Consider the following 14,348-nt stretch of genomic DNA (forward strand, 5'->3'; position numbering starts at 1 on the left):
CGATCTCATGAAAAGCATACTCGTCGAAGCCCCGCGGCGCATGTCTATCGTCGACCTGCCGATCCCCGATCCGACACCGGGCGAGGTCCGTATCCGTGTCCGCCATGCCGGAATCTGTGGCTCGGACCTGCATATCTTCCATGGCAACCATCCCTATGTGCAATTTCCCCGCGTGATCGGCCACGAATTTGCCGGACATATCGATGCGGTCGGCGACGGCGTCGATCCTGCGCTGGAGGGAACGCGCGTGGCCGTTAACCCGGTTGTCAACTGCGGGCAATGCTATCCCTGCCGGGCCGGACGCCCGAATGTGTGCCTCAACCTGCAGGTTGTCGGCGTCCATCGCGAAGGCGGTTTCGCCGAATATTGCTGTGTACCCGCCCAATGTGCCGTACCGGTGCCGGACGAGGTCGATGATCGTGCGGCAGCGACGGTCGAGCCGTTTTCCATCGCAGCCAACATGCTGTCACGCACCGAGGTCATGGCCGAGGATACGGCGCTGGTCTACGGCGCGGGACCGATCGGGATGACCGTGATCCAGGCGCTAAGCGGCGTTCACGGGCTGGACCGCCTGATCGTCGCTGACCGGATCGACAGCCGCTTGGATTGGGCGCGCACATCGGGCGCGAGCATAGTCGTCAACACCACTCGCCAATCACTGGCAGGCACACTTGCCGAAGCAGGCCTGAGTCCCAGCCTGATCATCGACGCGGCCTGCCACCCCTCGATTGTCGAAGAAGCTCTCGACTTGGCCTCTCCCGCAGCGCGCATCGGCCTTATGGGGTTCTCGAGTGAGGCCAGCGCGATCCCGCAGCGCAAGCTGAACGCCAAAGAACTCACGCTCTATGCCTCGCGATTGAACAACCGCAAATTTCCCGAGGTGATTGGTTGGATGTCTCACAAGCAGATCGAACCTGAACGTTTTATCAGCCACAGCTTCCCCGCAACCGCCGTGCACGAAGCCTTCGCCCTGCTCGAAGGGCATCCGATCGCGTGCTGTAAGGTGCTGCTCGACTTCAACTGAAGTGCACCGTCGAACCCATGTCATTCCGCATTTCCCGGTCCGCGCCGGTTCAAAGGAGATCCCGATGAAAATCACCAAGGTTGAAGCCCGCCATGTCCCTCAATCCATGTGGGGCAATTTCTGGCAGCAGCAGAAAAGTGTCCGCGGCCCCAGCCCGATGAACGAGTTCGCCCGCCGCGGCGAGGGATGGTCCTGGTATACCTGGCCACAAGGCATCACCGTGGTCCGTATCACGCTGGACGACGGTACGACCGGGCTGGGTTATGCCGAGGACGGGATTGGCGTGGCAACGCTGATGGTCAACGCTCACTTGGCCAGCCTGGCAACCGGTCTCGATGCGTGGTCGACCGAAGGTATTTGGGAGCAGATGTACCGCGCCTCGATCGTCTACGGACGCAAGGGAGCGGCGCTGCTGGCGATCTCGGCCATCGACATCGCGATCTGGGATGCGCTCGGTAAATCTGTCGGCCGGCCGGTCTATCAGTTGCTGGGCGGCCATCACGCGAAGGACGTGCGGGCCTATGCCTCGAAGGTGCAACCCGATGACGATCTCTCGGTTGTCAAGCGCATGGCGCGCGATTACCTCGAGCGCGGCTATCAGGCAATCAAGGCGAATTTTCCGTATGGTCCTGCTGACGGGCGTGAAGGCTTGATGAAAAACATCCGGTACATTGCGGCCATACGCGAGGAAATCGGTGATGACGTGGATCTCATGGCCGATGCCTATATGGGCTGGAACCGCCCTTTCGCGCTGGAGATGATACGGGAGCTGCGCCCGTTCTCGCTGCGCTGGGTTGAAGAACCGCTGATCCCTGACGATATCTCCGGTCATGCGATGCTGCGTGGGCAGCATTTCGTGCCGATCGCCACGGGCGAGCACGAATTTTCACGCTACGGCTTCCAGCAGCTTCTGGATGCTGGTGCAGCCGATATCCTGCAACCCGATGTCCACCGCGTTGGCGGGTTAACCGAATTCCGCCGCGTGGCGCAGATGGCCTCCGGCGCCGGGATCGAGGTGACCCCGCATGTCTATTCCGCCGCTACGCTTCACGCAGTCCTGTCGCAACCGAACTGCACCTGGATCGAACATCTGACCAACCCCTCCTGGTGGGGCCTCGACCAGCGAGTCAACTCGCTGTTTCTGGGTGAGCCCGAAGTCCACAACGGACGCCCCGGCATGCCGACAGAACCGGGCATCGGGCTGCGGATCAACACGGATGCGGTGCCGGACCTTTCCGACTGGTCCGACTGACGCGCATCCTAAACTACCAAGATTGGAAGGAAGTCACATGAGCAACGCAACTTCAACGAACCGGACACTTTCCGGCAAGACCGCATGGATCCTTGGTGGGGGCAGCGGTCTCGGCGCCGCCTCCGCCGAGGCACTTGCCGCACGTGGCGCGCGGGTCGTACTGTCCGGACGTCGAGCTGATGCGCTGGAGCGCGTCGCCGCGCGCGTGATCGAAGCCGGGGGGCAGGCTGATTGCCACAGGCTCGACGTGATAGACCGCGATGCAATCGCCGCCTCCGCCGAGGCGATCGGACCAGTCGATATCCTGGTCTACAGTTCGGGCACCAATGTGCCACGGCGGTCGCTCTGCGATCTCGACGGTCGCGACTGGGACCGGATCGTCGAGGTGAATCTTTCTGGTGCACTTCACTGCGTGCAGGCAGTGCTGCCGGAGATGCGGGCGCGGAGTGCAGGCACCATTGTCATCATCTCTTCCTGGGCGGGCTGGCGGATGGAGCCGGTGGCCGGGGCATCTTATTCGGCAACGAAACATGCGCTTCCCGCTCTCTGCGAGACGATCAATATCGAAGAAGGCCACAATGGTATCCGTGCGACCTGCCTGATGCCCGCCGAGGCCGCCACTGATGTGTTAGACACCCGGCCGAACCCGCCTTCCCCGGAAGCACGGGCCCGCATGTTGCAAGCTTCGGATATCGGCGAAACGGTGGCCTTCATCACCACCGCCCCGTCACGCATGTGCATCAATCAGCTCGTGATGAGCCCGCTACACAACAACTTCTATACCCGGACCTGACCAGGATGACGACCTCACATAACCATGTAGCCGCCCGGTTCGCTGCGGTCGACTGGGGCACCTCCAGCTTTCGTCTTTGGGTTCTCGGCGCGAGCGGGCAGGTGCTTGCGGAGCGACGCAGCGATGAAGGCATGATCCGCTGCGCGGAGGTCACGGGATTCCAGGCCGTCCTGGATGCGCATCTTGCCGCGCTTTCGGTTTCACCTTCATTACCGGTCCTCTGTTGCGGCATGGTCGGAGCGCGCCAGGGTTGGATCGAAGCGCCCTATGCCGAAACCGGCACTCCGCTTTCAGGTTTGTCCGGACAAGCGGTGCAGGCGCCTCATCCCGCGCGGAAGGTGATGATACTTCCAGGCGTCGCACAGCGCCGGGACGGACCGCCCGATATCATGCGTGGCGAAGAGACGCTCATCCTCGGCATCATGGATGGAACCGCAGCGGTTGTCGCGCAGCCGGGAACCCACAGCAAATGGATCGAAACCGATGGGCACACGATCACGCGTTTTTCAACCCAGTTGACGGGCGAGTTGTTCTCCCTGATCAGCTCGAAATCCACACTCGGCCCATTGATTTCGCCTGACGCGGAGTTTGTTCCCGACACGCCCACCTATCTGAAGGCAATGGACCGCACACTTGCAGATCCTGCTGTGGTGCTGGAAGAGCTCTTCGCCCTGCGCGCGGGTGGTGTCCTGGGCCTGACGAGCCCCGAAGCGGCACGGGCAACACTTTCGGCCTTGCTCATCGGTGCCGAAATCGCCCTCGTCCGACGCCGCTATCACAAGACTCATGTTCGCCTCCTGGCCTCGGGCACAGCTGCAAAGCTCTATGGCGCAGCGTTGAGCCGCGCCGGGATTGCATTCACCCTTGATGATGCCGAGTCCGCTACCCGCCGCGGACTCTTCCTGGCGGCTCGAAACCTCGGATGGACTGAATGATAACCAAGCGCGTACCCTTGCACAGCTTCAAGCGACCCCTCGTCGCCATCCTGCGCGGTCTGACCACGCAGGAGGCACTGCCTCTGATTGAAACCTTGATCACTGCCGAATTCGAGGCAATCGAGGTGCCGTTGAACTCACCCGAGCCATTTGCTTCGATCGGTGCGGCGGTGCGCGAATTCGGTGATCATGTGCTGCTGGGCGCGGGCACGGTGTTGGACAGGTCGGATGTCGACAGGCTGGCCGATCTTGGTGCGCGCCTCGTGGTGACGCCCAACACCGACACCAATGTGATCGATCGGTCGGTTAGTTGCGGTATGGTGACAATGCCGGGTGTCTCCACGGCCACCGAAGCACTTCTTGCCTGGAGACATGGCGCCTCGGCACTGAAATTCTTTCCCGCCGGGATCCTTGGTCCCGATGGTATCGCGGCAATTCGGACGGTACTACCATCCGAAGCCCCTGTCGCAGCCGTAGGCGGAGCGTCGGAGCAAAATTTTGATGCCTATCTTGCAAGAGGTATCAAGATCTTCGGACTGGGCTCCTCGCTTTACAAACCTGGCATGGATCGTACCGAATTGGGCAACCGTGCCCGCGCAATAATTACAGCCTATGATGTCGCGACGGACCAGCTTCGCCGATGAAGCTGGGGATGTTTGCGCTTGATGCGTATGCCCGCCTGATCTTGATCACGGCGATCACAAAGCTGGTTTCGTTTGTGATCCGGGTCGGCGCGCAGGCCGGCTCACGGTACTGAGGCGTATCCTGACAATGGCCGGAGTAGCTCGTGATTCTGTGTCATTGAAGGAGTATTTGATATTGCGGCTCAAGAAGAAAGCGTCCGTTTGCCGACCGGCCTTCGTCTGGGGTGTCTAGCCAGTCGTTATGTCCACGGGTAACAGTGAAAGCGGCATATTCTGATAGCTCACAGGCCGCAGAAAACGCCGGATGGCCATCGTGCCGACAGATGTAGCACCGAAATTTGTCGAGGCAGGATAAGGTCCGCCATGGACCATCGCATCGCAAACCTCGACCCCAGTCGGGAAACCGTTGACCAGCACGCGGCCCGCCTTGCGTTCGAGGACCGGCATCAGACGCTGCGCCAGCGCCGTGTCACTCTCGTCCAAATGAATAGTGGCGGTAAGTTGACCCTCGAAGCCTTGCGCCAGTCCCATCATCTCGTCCTGGCCGCTCACCCGCACCACGAGACCGAGCGGGCCGAAGACCTCTTCGCCGAGCGCTGGGTCACGCAGATAATTGGCGGCATCGGTTTCGAAGAGATTCGGCAGTGCGTTCCGTCCCTCGCTTTCGGTGCTCAGCACCGGCTTTACTGTATTGCGCTCATCGAAGCGGGCCTTGCCGCCCCTATATGCTTTCGCGATGCCGTCTGTGAGCATGCACTGAGCGGTCACGCCTTTCAGCGCCGCGGCGGCGGCGGCGATGAAGGCGTCTCCGTCAGAGCCCCTCTCCACCACGGCAATGCCGGGGTTGGTGCAAAATTGGCCGGCACCCATCGTAAGCGAGCCTGCCCAGTCGGTGCCGATCTCGGGGCCGCGCGCTTTGACCGCTGCGGGAAGCAGAAACATCGGATTGACCGAACCCAGCTCTCCGAAGAAGGGGATCGGCACATCGCGCTGCGCGCAGAGATCAAAAAGAGCGCGTCCACCGCCGAGCGAGCCGGTGAAACCCACTGCGTTGATCAACGGGTGTTGCACCAGAGCTTGGCCGACGTCGCGTTTGCCACCTTGTACTAAAGAGAAAACACCCTTGGGCATGCCGGTGTTCTCGATAGCGGCGAGGATCGCCTCGGCGACGAGCTCACTGGTGCCGGGATGCGCGCCGTGGCCCTTTACGACCACCGGGCAGCCGGCGGCCAACGCCGCGGCGGTGTCGCCGCCGGCGGTGGAGAAGGCGAGCGGGAAGTTCGAGGCTCCGAAAACGGCGACCGGGCCGATCGGACGTTGCACAAGCCAGATATCCGGGCGCGGCAGCGGCCTACGGTCTGGCAGCGCCCTATCGTGGCGATGGTCAAGGTAGTCGCCCTTGAGGATGTGCTCCGCGAAGAGTCGCAGTTGGCCCGTGGTGCGTCCGCGTTCACCCTGCAGCCGCGCCTCGGCTAGACCGGTCTCCTGTGTTCCGATCTCGGTGATGGCATTGCCGCGCGCCTCTATCTCGTCGGCGATAGCGTTGAGGAATTCTGCGCGGGTCTCGCGCCTGGTGTAGCCATAGGTCCAGAATGCCTCTTCGGCGGCCCTGCAAGCGGCATCAACCAGCGCCGGGGTGCCAACCGGGAATTCGTGCCTTGGCGCATGCGCCGGTTCGGAGATGAAAGTGGTCTCGCCTGCCACCCATTCGCCTGCGATAAGATGCTTGCCGCGAGGGATGAAGGTCGGAGTCTTGCTGTCCATGTCAGGTCCTTTAGGTAAATCTTGCGTTTCGTGGAACGGCTGTTAGCCGTTCATCAGCTTTGGCCAATCGACAAAACGCATCTCGATCACCTCAATATCGCCCCAGATCCCCTCTCGGACATAGATCTCGCGCGCGAGATAGGCCTCCAGCGCCGCGCGATCATCGAAGCGGCAAAGCACGACTGATCCGGCCATATTGCCCGCAGCATCCAGGATCGCGCCACCGTCAATAATGTGACCCGCAGCCTTCTCGACCTTGAGGCCGGCCATGTGCTCATTTCGGGCGGCGAGCCGCCGCTCTAGGACCCCGGGTGCATCGCGACAGATCAGAGCGTAATCAGGCATCAGTCGCGCCCCTTAACCACGGGCGGTGCCATGTGGTAGCCGCGCCCTTCGTAATCAAAGTCGTAAAGCTTGTTCACCGGTTGCGACTTGTCCACTGGGCTGGCGTAATAGGCACGGATTTCGCGGATCCTGGTGATGTCGTCGTTGAAGACATACCACTCGTCGCCGCGCAGCGCTTCGCCGATGCCAGTTTTCCAATGCGTCCATTCAATCACTGCCTCGTGGCCGTCGGCGGCGCAGAGCACCTTCTCGATGGTCCACTTGGAACCCAGAGTTTCGACGCAACGCACCCAACCGTCAGCTACGGCCTCGGCTCCGCGCCAGGGCGCGCCAGGCAGGCCGGGCGGGAAGTAATGCGTACCATCAGGAGTAAAACAATCGATCAACCCCCGTCGGTCACCGGCGTTACACATGTCGAAATAATGGCGGATTAACGCTTCGGCCTTTTCTGCTGGAGTGCTCATAGATCGTTCCCCTTTGCCAGCCAGGCCTCGTATTCCTCGAGCGTTTCGGGACCGGCGGGATAAGTGCCAAAGAGCGAAGCGCCGGCATCGATTTTGGTGAATAGAAACTTCTCGCGGAGCTCCTGTTCATAGCTGTCCTTCGCAACCTCTTCGGCAAGATGGCGAGGTATGACCGTAACGCCATCTGCGTCTCCGACAACGATATCACCAGGATAAACCGCAACCTCGGCGCAACCGATCGGCTCCTGCATAGCAATGGCACGGTGATATGCGGGTCGTGTCGTTGCCGTATTACCACGACAATAGGCCGGGAAGGGCATGTGCGAAATCTCGGATCCGTCGCGAAAGGCGCCGTCCGTTATTGCGGCGGCACAGCCTTTGCGCATCATCCGTGTCATCAGCATGTTACCTGCGGATGCGGCCCGCGGATCGTTTCGACTGTCGATCATCAACACTTGTCCGGCTTGGATCGCCTCGACGGCTTCCCATTGCACATTATCTTCGCCACGCTGTTTCAGATCGCCCAAATCCCAATCCTTGTCCTCGCGAGACGGGATAAAGCGCAGAGTGAAAGCCTCACCGGCAAAGGCCTCGCAATCCTTGTTGAGCGGAGCTACGCCCACAAGGAATTGCTGGCGATAGCCACGTTTGAAGAGCTGTGTGGTGATTGTGCCCTGCCCACATTTCTTCAGCTTGTCCAAGGTCGCTTGTGATACGTCGACACTCTCAGTCATCTATGCGCTCCATTCAGGAATTGCAGCCGTGCCAGAACCGGATATGGCTGCCAAACTTCAAGATGAACGCTAGCTTTCGGGAATCTGGTGCGCAAATCCGGCGCCGTCGGTAATCTCACAATGCGATAATCCGGATAAGAAAATCGCCATTATAGCCCGAAGCCAGCTACAGTATGACGAATATGAACTGCCACCACTGAAGAGTATCCCCTTGCCGAATGAAACGAGCTGGAAAGCCGAGAAGACCGCACCTCAGGGAACCGGAGTCCTCACCAAGGCCTTCGATATACTGGACGAGATCGCATTGCAGCAGGGTCAAGCAAACGCGCGCGACATCGCCGATGCGACGGGTATAGCGCGGCCAACACTTTACCGTATCCTGTCGGCAATGACCGCACGCGGGATCGTCCGATGCGATCCCGTCAGCCATAGCTACCAGATCGGCTTTCGCACACTTGATATTGCACAGCAGGTCTGGTCTTCCTCGAACCTCTCGGCGATCAGCGCCGGAGAGTTGCGACGATTACGCGACATTACGGGGGAAACAACCTATCTGGCCGTTCCCGAGGGGGACGGCGTGCTTTCCATCGGACGTTTCCAAGGGCCGCACTCACGGCGCTCATCGGCCGAGTTGGGCTCGATCAAACCGATGCATTGCACAAGCCAGGGCAAGGCATTGCTTGCCTTTCTGCCGGAAAGACAGCGTGCCAAATTCATGGCTCAACCACTGGATCGGCGAACCGAAAAAACCATTACTGAGCATTCGGCTCTCGAAGCCGAATTGAGCGCCATTCGCAATCGCGGCTATGCCGTGGATGATGAAGAGATCGTGTTGGGCACACGTTGTGTCGGGGCTCCTATTCTCGGTAGTGATGGAACGGCGATTGCGGCGATCTCGATTGCCGGCCCCACTTTCCGAGTCACGATCGAACGAGTGAAATTCCTCGCCAAGGAGGTCGCCGAGGCCGCTCGAATCATTGGTGCCCAGGTAAATCCCGAAACACGCAAACGACCACGCGGTGCAGATTTCCAACCTGTATCGAAACAGGCGGCCTTCATCGGCGGGGCTCCACAGTGGGATGCGAAACGAAACTCTCTATTCTGGATTGATCATCTTGCCCCCGCCCTGTTCGAAAGCGACCAAAATGGCACGCAGCTCGTTCAGGAATTCGACAACCGCATTGACGCGCTGGCCCTGACGCGCGGGTTCGGACCGTTCGTCTTCACCGGCCATACCGCGCTGCGTCTGCGCGACTCGGCAAGATTCGACCTTCCCGAGCCGGTCATCGCCGCAGCAACTATGCGAAGCAATGACGAGATTCTCGTGATGTTCCGGCATGGTGAAAATGGTGTACAGCTTCGCAGGATGCTCCCCACCGGCAAACTGTCGGAGAAAGCAATTGTAACAGGACCTGCGTCCGGGTTTTGTATTTCTTCGGACGAAGGAACTGCATTCATCGCCTCGCGCACCAGCGGAACCGTAACCCGGCTGGATCTCGCGACGGAGAAAAGTCGGGTATTGTCGCGCATCCCTCAGGCGGCCGGAAGCCCGGTATCCTGCGCGGTGGATATGCAAGGTCGGGTGTGGGTGGCTCTGGCGCATGGCTGGAGTTTGGCACGCCTGGACGAGATCGGCGAGATCGCCGAGCGGGTGCCTGTGCCGACGCCCAATCCGACCGGATTATGTTTCGGAGGAGAAACTGGCACCGATCTCTATGTCACGACCGAGCGCTATGGGCTGGATCGTAACGATCTAACCAATGCTCCACTTTCGGGTCACACTCTCCGCCTTGCGGACTGAGGCCCGACCGAGTCACATGGTTTCAACAGCCAGAGTGATCCGGGCCGCGAGTGAAGCCCCGGGTGGAAGTTCGTGCATGCCACCGCCTGGACCGGCAGCCATCGCCGCCACAGGGTGGCTGACCGGTTCGGCACAGGCAAAACCAGCGCCATCGGGGGCATAAATTACCAGGTGCTGCAGCGCTTTCGAAGCAGTTATCCGCAGATTGAGGCCAGACGGCACCGCAGCGAAGACTGTCGTCCATCCCGTCAGGTAAAGGGTCTCGCCTGAAACGGCATCGCGCGTGACACGTTTTCCCTGAGACAGACGGTCCGAGCCCACATGCCAGCCATGACTTGCGTCGTCGGACAACCTGGTTCCACCCTGGAAATAGGGATGCCAGCCCAGACCCGCGGGCATTGCCGCATCGTCGAGGTTGGTAATTTCGAGGTCAAGTTCCATCCGGTTGCGGAAAAAGCGATAACTTTGCAGTGCCCGAAAACGCCAAGGCCAATACGCAGCTACCGAATTCTCAAATGTCATGCGCAGTTCGGCTTTCGAGGCCTTCCCCTGCCAGACCATCCGTGAGCCGTGTCCGTGCAATGCGTTTGGAACGCTGGAGGGATGCACAGGCAATCGTACATCTCTTCCGCGCCAGGTGAACTGCGCACCGGGCACGCGGTTGTGAAACGGGATCAGTGGATAGGCCCCGGCTTTCGACCAATTCACGGGATCAAACTCCCCCTGCCCCATCGGCACGAGCAACGATTGCCCGTCATATACCAGCCGGGCCAACCTTCCGCCCTGCTCTGGCCGGGCTTCGGCTTGCCAGGGACCTTCATTCAGTGTCAAAATCGCGCCATTCATGCCGCGCGATACCGTGCAATCACTTCCGGATCCGGATCGAACCCCAATCCCGGCCCATCAGGCACGGCGATACGCCCGGCATCAGGCACTGGCATGCCGTCAAACAGCCATGCATCCGGTCTGACATAGAGATATTCAAACAAGCTACCTTCTCCGAGTACCGCGCATAGCTGCAAGGTCGCCAAATACCCGGGGCCGAAATAGGGCGAATGCGGCATTACCCCAAGCCCGGCATCCTCCGCAGCTTTCATCACCTTGAGAAATTCCGATATGCCACCAAGCTTGGTCACGCTTGGCTGCGGATAACGAATAGCACCGGACTCGATGAGTAATTGGAATTGCCAGGCCGTGCACAGGTTCTCGCCTCCGGAAAGCGCCAGTCCTGGCACGGCGGATTTCAGTCGCGACAACTGCCCATTGTCTTCAGGCGGAAAAGTCGGTTCTTCCAGCCAGAACGTGCCCAGTGACTCCAGCCAATGTGCCATTTCGATTGCTTCTGCCTGATCCCAGGCGCAATTGACATCGACCATCAATTCGGCGTCACCGCGAGTGGCATTGCAAGCTGCGATGTCACGGCGGTTGATCTCGTGCAGCTTGATGTGCCTGTAGCCCTCGGCATAAGCCCGCGCGGTGAACTTTGCCGCCAGATCGGGATCACCATAACGCACGAGGCTTGCATAAGCCTGCACACTTCCATCTTGCCCGGCACCGCCCAGCAGAATGTGAAGCGGCTTTCCTTCGGCCTTGCCTCGCAAATCCCACAGCGCGATATCGATCCCGGAAAGCGCGAAAATCGAAATGCCGTAGCGGCCAAACAGCGCCAGCCGCCGCTGCAGTTCCAAGGAGATCGCCGCCGGATCCGTCGCATCAGCCCCCTTCAGGAGCGGAATTACCGATCGGTGGAGAAAAGCTTCAACGGCATCGGCACAGAAATAACCAAAGCATTCTCCCCATCCGGTCAATCCGGCGTCCGTGTCAATACGAACAAGCAGCATTTCGAGATTGTTCCATCGTCCGGGCGTCAGGCCCTCGCCCTTACCACCATCGTCAAAGGGAATGTCGAGCCGGATAGTCTCAATATTGGCAATCTTCATGATTTTTCCCAGGCCTTTCGGTCGGCGCAAAAATTCGCCTCTGCATAGGCACCTCCGATCGCCGCGCCGGCCATTCCGGGTGCCTGCTGCTCCGATGCCACCTGTGGGGTGTGCAGGTGGTCGTCTGGCCGATCCCTCGTCTCGAAACCAAGCTCACGAAGTCCAGCATTGTCGAAAAATGGTGCTTTGCAATCCGCCGTCGCGAAGACTGCGCGATGTCCGGGCGTCTCGCGCCGCAACGCCAGACGGATCACGTCGGCCATGTCCCGGAAACTCATCCACATGTGACGCCTGCGCTCATCCTCGACCGATGAACCACAATTGCCTATGCGCAGGCTCGTCGTCGCGATGCCCCGCGTGTCGGCATAATATGCCATTACGGATTCGCCGAATATTTTTGACACGCCATACCAACCATCGGGCCGCGGAGGAGCGGTATCGGCCAGAGGTGCGGCATCACGCGGCCACATACCCCACCCGTGATTGGAACTGGCAAAGATCACGTGGCACACACCTGCTGCCACCGCTTTTTCCATCAGCGCAACGACACCGCGATAGTTTACATCCAGAGTCTCCTCGAAGCCGATTTCTGTGCCATGCACAGCCGCCAGATGCAGCACTCCATGACACCCCTCGACAGCACGAGCGACAATCTCTGGATCAGCGATATCACCGATCACGACCTCGGCCCCTTCAGGGGTGGATTCCGTGGCACGCCGCATCGAAAGGCGCAAATCGAAGTCCTCGGCGAGCAGAGGGCAGATCCCGGTTCCCACGATACCCGCCGCGCCGGTCACAAGAAGTTTCCGTTTCACTTTATTTCCCCATCATTTGATTGGGCAGCCATGTCACGACATTCGGGACGAGCGCCATGAACAGAAACGCAGACAGCATGACCAGCAGGAACGGCGTGCTACCCTTGATGTAATCCTTGATCGAGACCTTCAGCATCCCGCAGACGGTAAACATTCCCACTCCAATTGGAGGAGTGTTGCCCCCCATGGTGATGATGGTCACCATCAGGACTCCGAAATGGATTGGATCATGCCCCTGCGCCTGAAGGATGGGCAAGAATAGCGGAGTCAGCAACAGCACGTTCACCGTGGCCTCCATGATCATTCCTGCAACCACCAGAAAACCAAGAATCAGCAGCAGCGTGACGGTCGGATCGTCGCTGAGCACTGCGAGAGCACTTGCCAGACGGGTGGGAGCTTGTTCCAGAACGATCACATGCCCGAGCACCGCGGCCATGATGATGATCAGCATGATCATCCCGATATCGCTCAACGATTGCTGCAGGGCCGACCAGAGATTGCTCCACTTGAGATCGCGATAGACGAAAGCGCCAATAACCAACGCATAGACTATCACGAAGGCTCCTGCTTCCGTCGCCGTGAAGAAGCCGAAACGGAACCCGACCAGCAGGATGATCGGAAACATCAGCGCCCAGAATGCCGCCTTGCCCGAGCGGTAGACATCGCCCCATGTCGGTAATTCGACATCTTCGGCACCGTACCCCATCTTTCGCGCCGCCAGATACGTATATCCCATCAGCGCAACGGTCAGAATCAGGCCCGGAATGATCCCCGCCAGCAACAACTTGCCCACCGAGACATTGGCAATGAAGCCGAAAACGATGAGACCGATTGAGGGCGGAATTGTCGCGGTAATAATGGAGGAGTAAGCGATAACGCCCGCAGTGAAACCTTTGCTATACCCTTTGGCGATCATCGGGCCGCCCAAAAGTCGCGACTGCATTGCGGTATCGGCAACGGCCGACCCGGCGATTCCTCCCATCAGCAGGCTGAGAATGATCGAAACCTGCGCCAGACCGCCGACCATCCACCCGACCAGCACCCGCGAGAAATCGACGAGCCGTCTGGCAATGCCCGACTCAGTCATGATGTTTCCGGCAAGCACAAAGAATGGAATCGCCATCAGCGGATAGGATTGAGTGACCTGCACCATCTTCTGGACCGCGATGGAGGTCGGTAGATAGTCCCCGGTCAAAAAGGTCGGTGCACTGGCCAGCAAGAGAGCAAAGCTGATCGGCAACCCGATGACCACCGCCAGAACGAACAGCAGAATGCCAAGTAACAGCATCAGGAAGTCTCCTCATCGGAACCGGTTTCGATTGGTGTGCGAAGTTCGCGGACGATATTCTCGATACAGGTGATCCCCATCAGCATGCAGGCTACGGGTATCGTGACGGCGACCCAGGAGAACCGGATTCCGGTCAATGGCAAGGGACGACGATGCGCCACCTCGACGAAATCGAGACCAACCCAGCCAAGGACCACGAGCAACACCAGCATCACGATCTGCTGGAGCAACCGAAGGAGCCCGCGCAGTTTCGGTGGCAGAAGTTCTTCCAGTAAAGAGACACTGAAATGGCTGGACCTCCGGAAGGCTATCGACGCCGCGAGCAAGCAGGTCCAGGCAAACAGCACCTGCGTCACCTCAAGCACCCAGATATTCGGATGCCCCAGATAGCGGGTGACGGTCGCCCAGGAAACAAGCGCGACAACTCCAGTCAACACAAGTGCGGCGACAACAGCTTCAGCCCAACGCAGCGAGGAATAGAGCGACATGGGCCCTCCATAAGTTGCGGGACCGGCTCAGCGCAGAAACTGCTGAACCGGCACTCGTTTC

Annotated in this window: 15 protein-coding genes and 1 pseudogene; 7 read left to right on the forward strand and 9 right to left on the reverse strand. The window is 59.7% G+C overall.

Annotated features, from left to right (window positions below; translation table 11 throughout):
* The first annotated feature begins 7 nt into the window (after positions 1–7).
* The 5 genes from JHX88_RS10705 (at position 8) to JHX88_RS10725 (ending at position 4,648) form a co-directional block, all read left to right on the forward strand.
* Positions 8–1,024, forward strand: a complete 1,017-nt coding sequence (locus JHX88_RS10705) for a Zn-dependent oxidoreductase (RefSeq protein WP_076524496.1) — start codon at positions 8–10, stop codon at positions 1,022–1,024.
* A gap of 64 nt (positions 1,025–1,088) precedes the next feature.
* A complete protein-coding gene (locus tag JHX88_RS10710; RefSeq protein ID WP_076523966.1) occupies positions 1,089–2,276 on the forward strand; it encodes an enolase C-terminal domain-like protein in 1,188 nt (395 codons plus the stop codon).
* 37 nt (positions 2,277–2,313) lie between these two features.
* Positions 2,314–3,069: an SDR family oxidoreductase gene (locus tag JHX88_RS10715; protein WP_076523963.1), complete on the forward strand. Its 756-nt coding sequence runs from the start codon at positions 2,314–2,316 to the stop codon at positions 3,067–3,069.
* Between the two features lie 5 nt (positions 3,070–3,074).
* A complete protein-coding gene (locus tag JHX88_RS10720) occupies positions 3,075–4,004 on the forward strand; it encodes a 2-dehydro-3-deoxygalactonokinase (RefSeq protein WP_076523960.1) in 930 nt (309 codons plus the stop codon).
* On the forward strand, positions 4,001–4,648 hold the full coding sequence (locus JHX88_RS10725) for a 2-dehydro-3-deoxy-6-phosphogalactonate aldolase (protein WP_084202911.1): 648 nt from the start codon (positions 4,001–4,003) through the stop codon (positions 4,646–4,648). Before JHX88_RS10720 ends, JHX88_RS10725 begins: the two co-directional genes overlap by 4 nt.
* A 228-nt stretch (positions 4,649–4,876) precedes the next feature.
* Here the strand turns inward: JHX88_RS10725 and JHX88_RS10730 are convergent, their stop codons facing one another.
* Genes JHX88_RS10730 through JHX88_RS10745 form a run of 4 tightly spaced genes read right to left on the reverse strand, consistent with a single transcriptional unit; the run spans position 4,877 to position 7,955 of the window.
* The gene (locus tag JHX88_RS10730) at positions 4,877–6,412 is read right to left on the reverse strand and encodes an aldehyde dehydrogenase (NADP(+)) (protein WP_076523958.1); all 1,536 of its coding nucleotides are present in this window, start codon (positions 6,410–6,412) and stop codon (positions 4,877–4,879) included.
* Between the two features lie 42 nt (positions 6,413–6,454).
* Positions 6,455–6,757 (reverse strand): YciI family protein, encoded by a 303-nt coding sequence (locus JHX88_RS10735; RefSeq protein ID WP_076523955.1) that lies wholly within the window; start codon positions 6,755–6,757, stop codon positions 6,455–6,457.
* Positions 6,757–7,221, reverse strand: coding sequence for a nuclear transport factor 2 family protein (locus tag JHX88_RS10740; protein WP_076523953.1), 465 nt, complete (start codon positions 7,219–7,221; stop codon positions 6,757–6,759). Before JHX88_RS10740 ends, JHX88_RS10735 begins: the two co-directional genes overlap by 1 nt.
* Positions 7,218–7,955, reverse strand: coding sequence for a ribonuclease activity regulator RraA (locus JHX88_RS10745; protein WP_076523951.1), 738 nt, complete (start codon positions 7,953–7,955; stop codon positions 7,218–7,220). The genes JHX88_RS10740 and JHX88_RS10745 overlap by 4 nt, the downstream gene beginning before the upstream one ends.
* A gap of 304 nt (positions 7,956–8,259) precedes the next feature.
* On the opposite strand from JHX88_RS10745, the pseudogene JHX88_RS22320 reads away from it, so the two are divergent.
* Positions 8,260–8,316, forward strand: a pseudogene (locus JHX88_RS22320) (hypothetical protein); the annotation flags it as partial.
* A gap of 27 nt (positions 8,317–8,343) precedes the next feature.
* Positions 8,344–9,756 carry an IclR family transcriptional regulator domain-containing protein gene (locus JHX88_RS10750; RefSeq protein ID WP_141225770.1) on the forward strand — a complete coding sequence of 471 codons (1,413 nt, stop codon included), beginning with the start codon at positions 8,344–8,346 and terminating at the stop codon, positions 9,754–9,756.
* A 12-nt stretch (positions 9,757–9,768) separates the two neighbouring features.
* Here the strand turns inward: JHX88_RS10750 and JHX88_RS10755 are convergent, their stop codons facing one another.
* From JHX88_RS10755 to JHX88_RS10775, 5 genes are read right to left on the reverse strand one after another with little or no spacing between them, the layout of a single operon-like run.
* Positions 9,769–10,587 carry an aldose epimerase family protein gene (locus JHX88_RS10755; RefSeq protein WP_176011409.1) on the reverse strand — a complete coding sequence of 273 codons (819 nt, stop codon included), beginning with the start codon at positions 10,585–10,587 and terminating at the stop codon, positions 9,769–9,771.
* A gap of 11 nt (positions 10,588–10,598) precedes the next feature.
* Positions 10,599–11,696, reverse strand: a complete 1,098-nt coding sequence (locus tag JHX88_RS10760; RefSeq protein ID WP_076523945.1) for a mandelate racemase/muconate lactonizing enzyme family protein — start codon at positions 11,694–11,696, stop codon at positions 10,599–10,601.
* The gene (locus JHX88_RS10765) at positions 11,693–12,511 is read right to left on the reverse strand and encodes an NAD-dependent epimerase/dehydratase family protein (RefSeq protein WP_076523943.1); all 819 of its coding nucleotides are present in this window, start codon (positions 12,509–12,511) and stop codon (positions 11,693–11,695) included. Before JHX88_RS10765 ends, JHX88_RS10760 begins: the two co-directional genes overlap by 4 nt.
* Position 12,512: 1 nt before the next feature.
* Positions 12,513–13,799 carry a TRAP transporter large permease gene (locus tag JHX88_RS10770; protein WP_076523940.1) on the reverse strand — a complete coding sequence of 429 codons (1,287 nt, stop codon included), beginning with the start codon at positions 13,797–13,799 and terminating at the stop codon, positions 12,513–12,515.
* Positions 13,799–14,287 (reverse strand): TRAP transporter small permease, encoded by a 489-nt coding sequence (locus JHX88_RS10775; RefSeq protein ID WP_076523938.1) that lies wholly within the window; start codon positions 14,285–14,287, stop codon positions 13,799–13,801. Before JHX88_RS10775 ends, JHX88_RS10770 begins: the two co-directional genes overlap by 1 nt.
* Positions 14,288–14,348 lie beyond the last annotated feature (61 nt).

It is taken from the genome of Paracoccus saliphilus, from assembly GCF_028553805.1.
GTDB lineage: Bacteria > Pseudomonadota > Alphaproteobacteria > Rhodobacterales > Rhodobacteraceae > Paracoccus > Paracoccus saliphilus.

Excerpts from the sequence above, each read along its gene's own strand:
- JHX88_RS10705 (WP_076524496.1), top strand. The coding sequence starts at position 8 with ATGAAAAGCATACTCGTCGAAGCCCCGCGGCGCATGTCTATCGTCGAC.
- JHX88_RS10710 (WP_076523966.1), top strand. The coding sequence starts at position 1,089 with ATGAAAATCACCAAGGTTGAAGCCCGCCATGTCCCTCAATCCATGTGG.
- JHX88_RS10715 (WP_076523963.1), top strand. The coding sequence starts at position 2,314 with ATGAGCAACGCAACTTCAACGAACCGGACACTTTCCGGCAAGACCGCA.
- JHX88_RS10720 (WP_076523960.1), top strand. The coding sequence starts at position 3,075 with ATGACGACCTCACATAACCATGTAGCCGCCCGGTTCGCTGCGGTCGAC.
- JHX88_RS10725 (WP_084202911.1), top strand. The coding sequence starts at position 4,001 with ATGATAACCAAGCGCGTACCCTTGCACAGCTTCAAGCGACCCCTCGTC.
- JHX88_RS10730 (WP_076523958.1), bottom strand. The coding sequence starts at position 6,412 with ATGGACAGCAAGACTCCGACCTTCATCCCTCGCGGCAAGCATCTTATC.
- JHX88_RS10735 (WP_076523955.1), bottom strand. The coding sequence starts at position 6,757 with ATGCCTGATTACGCTCTGATCTGTCGCGATGCACCCGGGGTCCTAGAG.
- JHX88_RS10740 (WP_076523953.1), bottom strand. The coding sequence starts at position 7,221 with ATGAGCACTCCAGCAGAAAAGGCCGAAGCGTTAATCCGCCATTATTTC.
- JHX88_RS10745 (WP_076523951.1), bottom strand. The coding sequence starts at position 7,955 with ATGACTGAGAGTGTCGACGTATCACAAGCGACCTTGGACAAGCTGAAG.
- JHX88_RS10750 (WP_141225770.1), top strand. The coding sequence starts at position 8,344 with ATGACCGCACGCGGGATCGTCCGATGCGATCCCGTCAGCCATAGCTAC.
- JHX88_RS10760 (WP_076523945.1), bottom strand. The coding sequence starts at position 11,696 with ATGAAGATTGCCAATATTGAGACTATCCGGCTCGACATTCCCTTTGAC.
- JHX88_RS10770 (WP_076523940.1), bottom strand. The coding sequence starts at position 13,799 with ATGCTGTTACTTGGCATTCTGCTGTTCGTTCTGGCGGTGGTCATCGGG.
- JHX88_RS10775 (WP_076523938.1), bottom strand. The coding sequence starts at position 14,287 with ATGTCGCTCTATTCCTCGCTGCGTTGGGCTGAAGCTGTTGTCGCCGCA.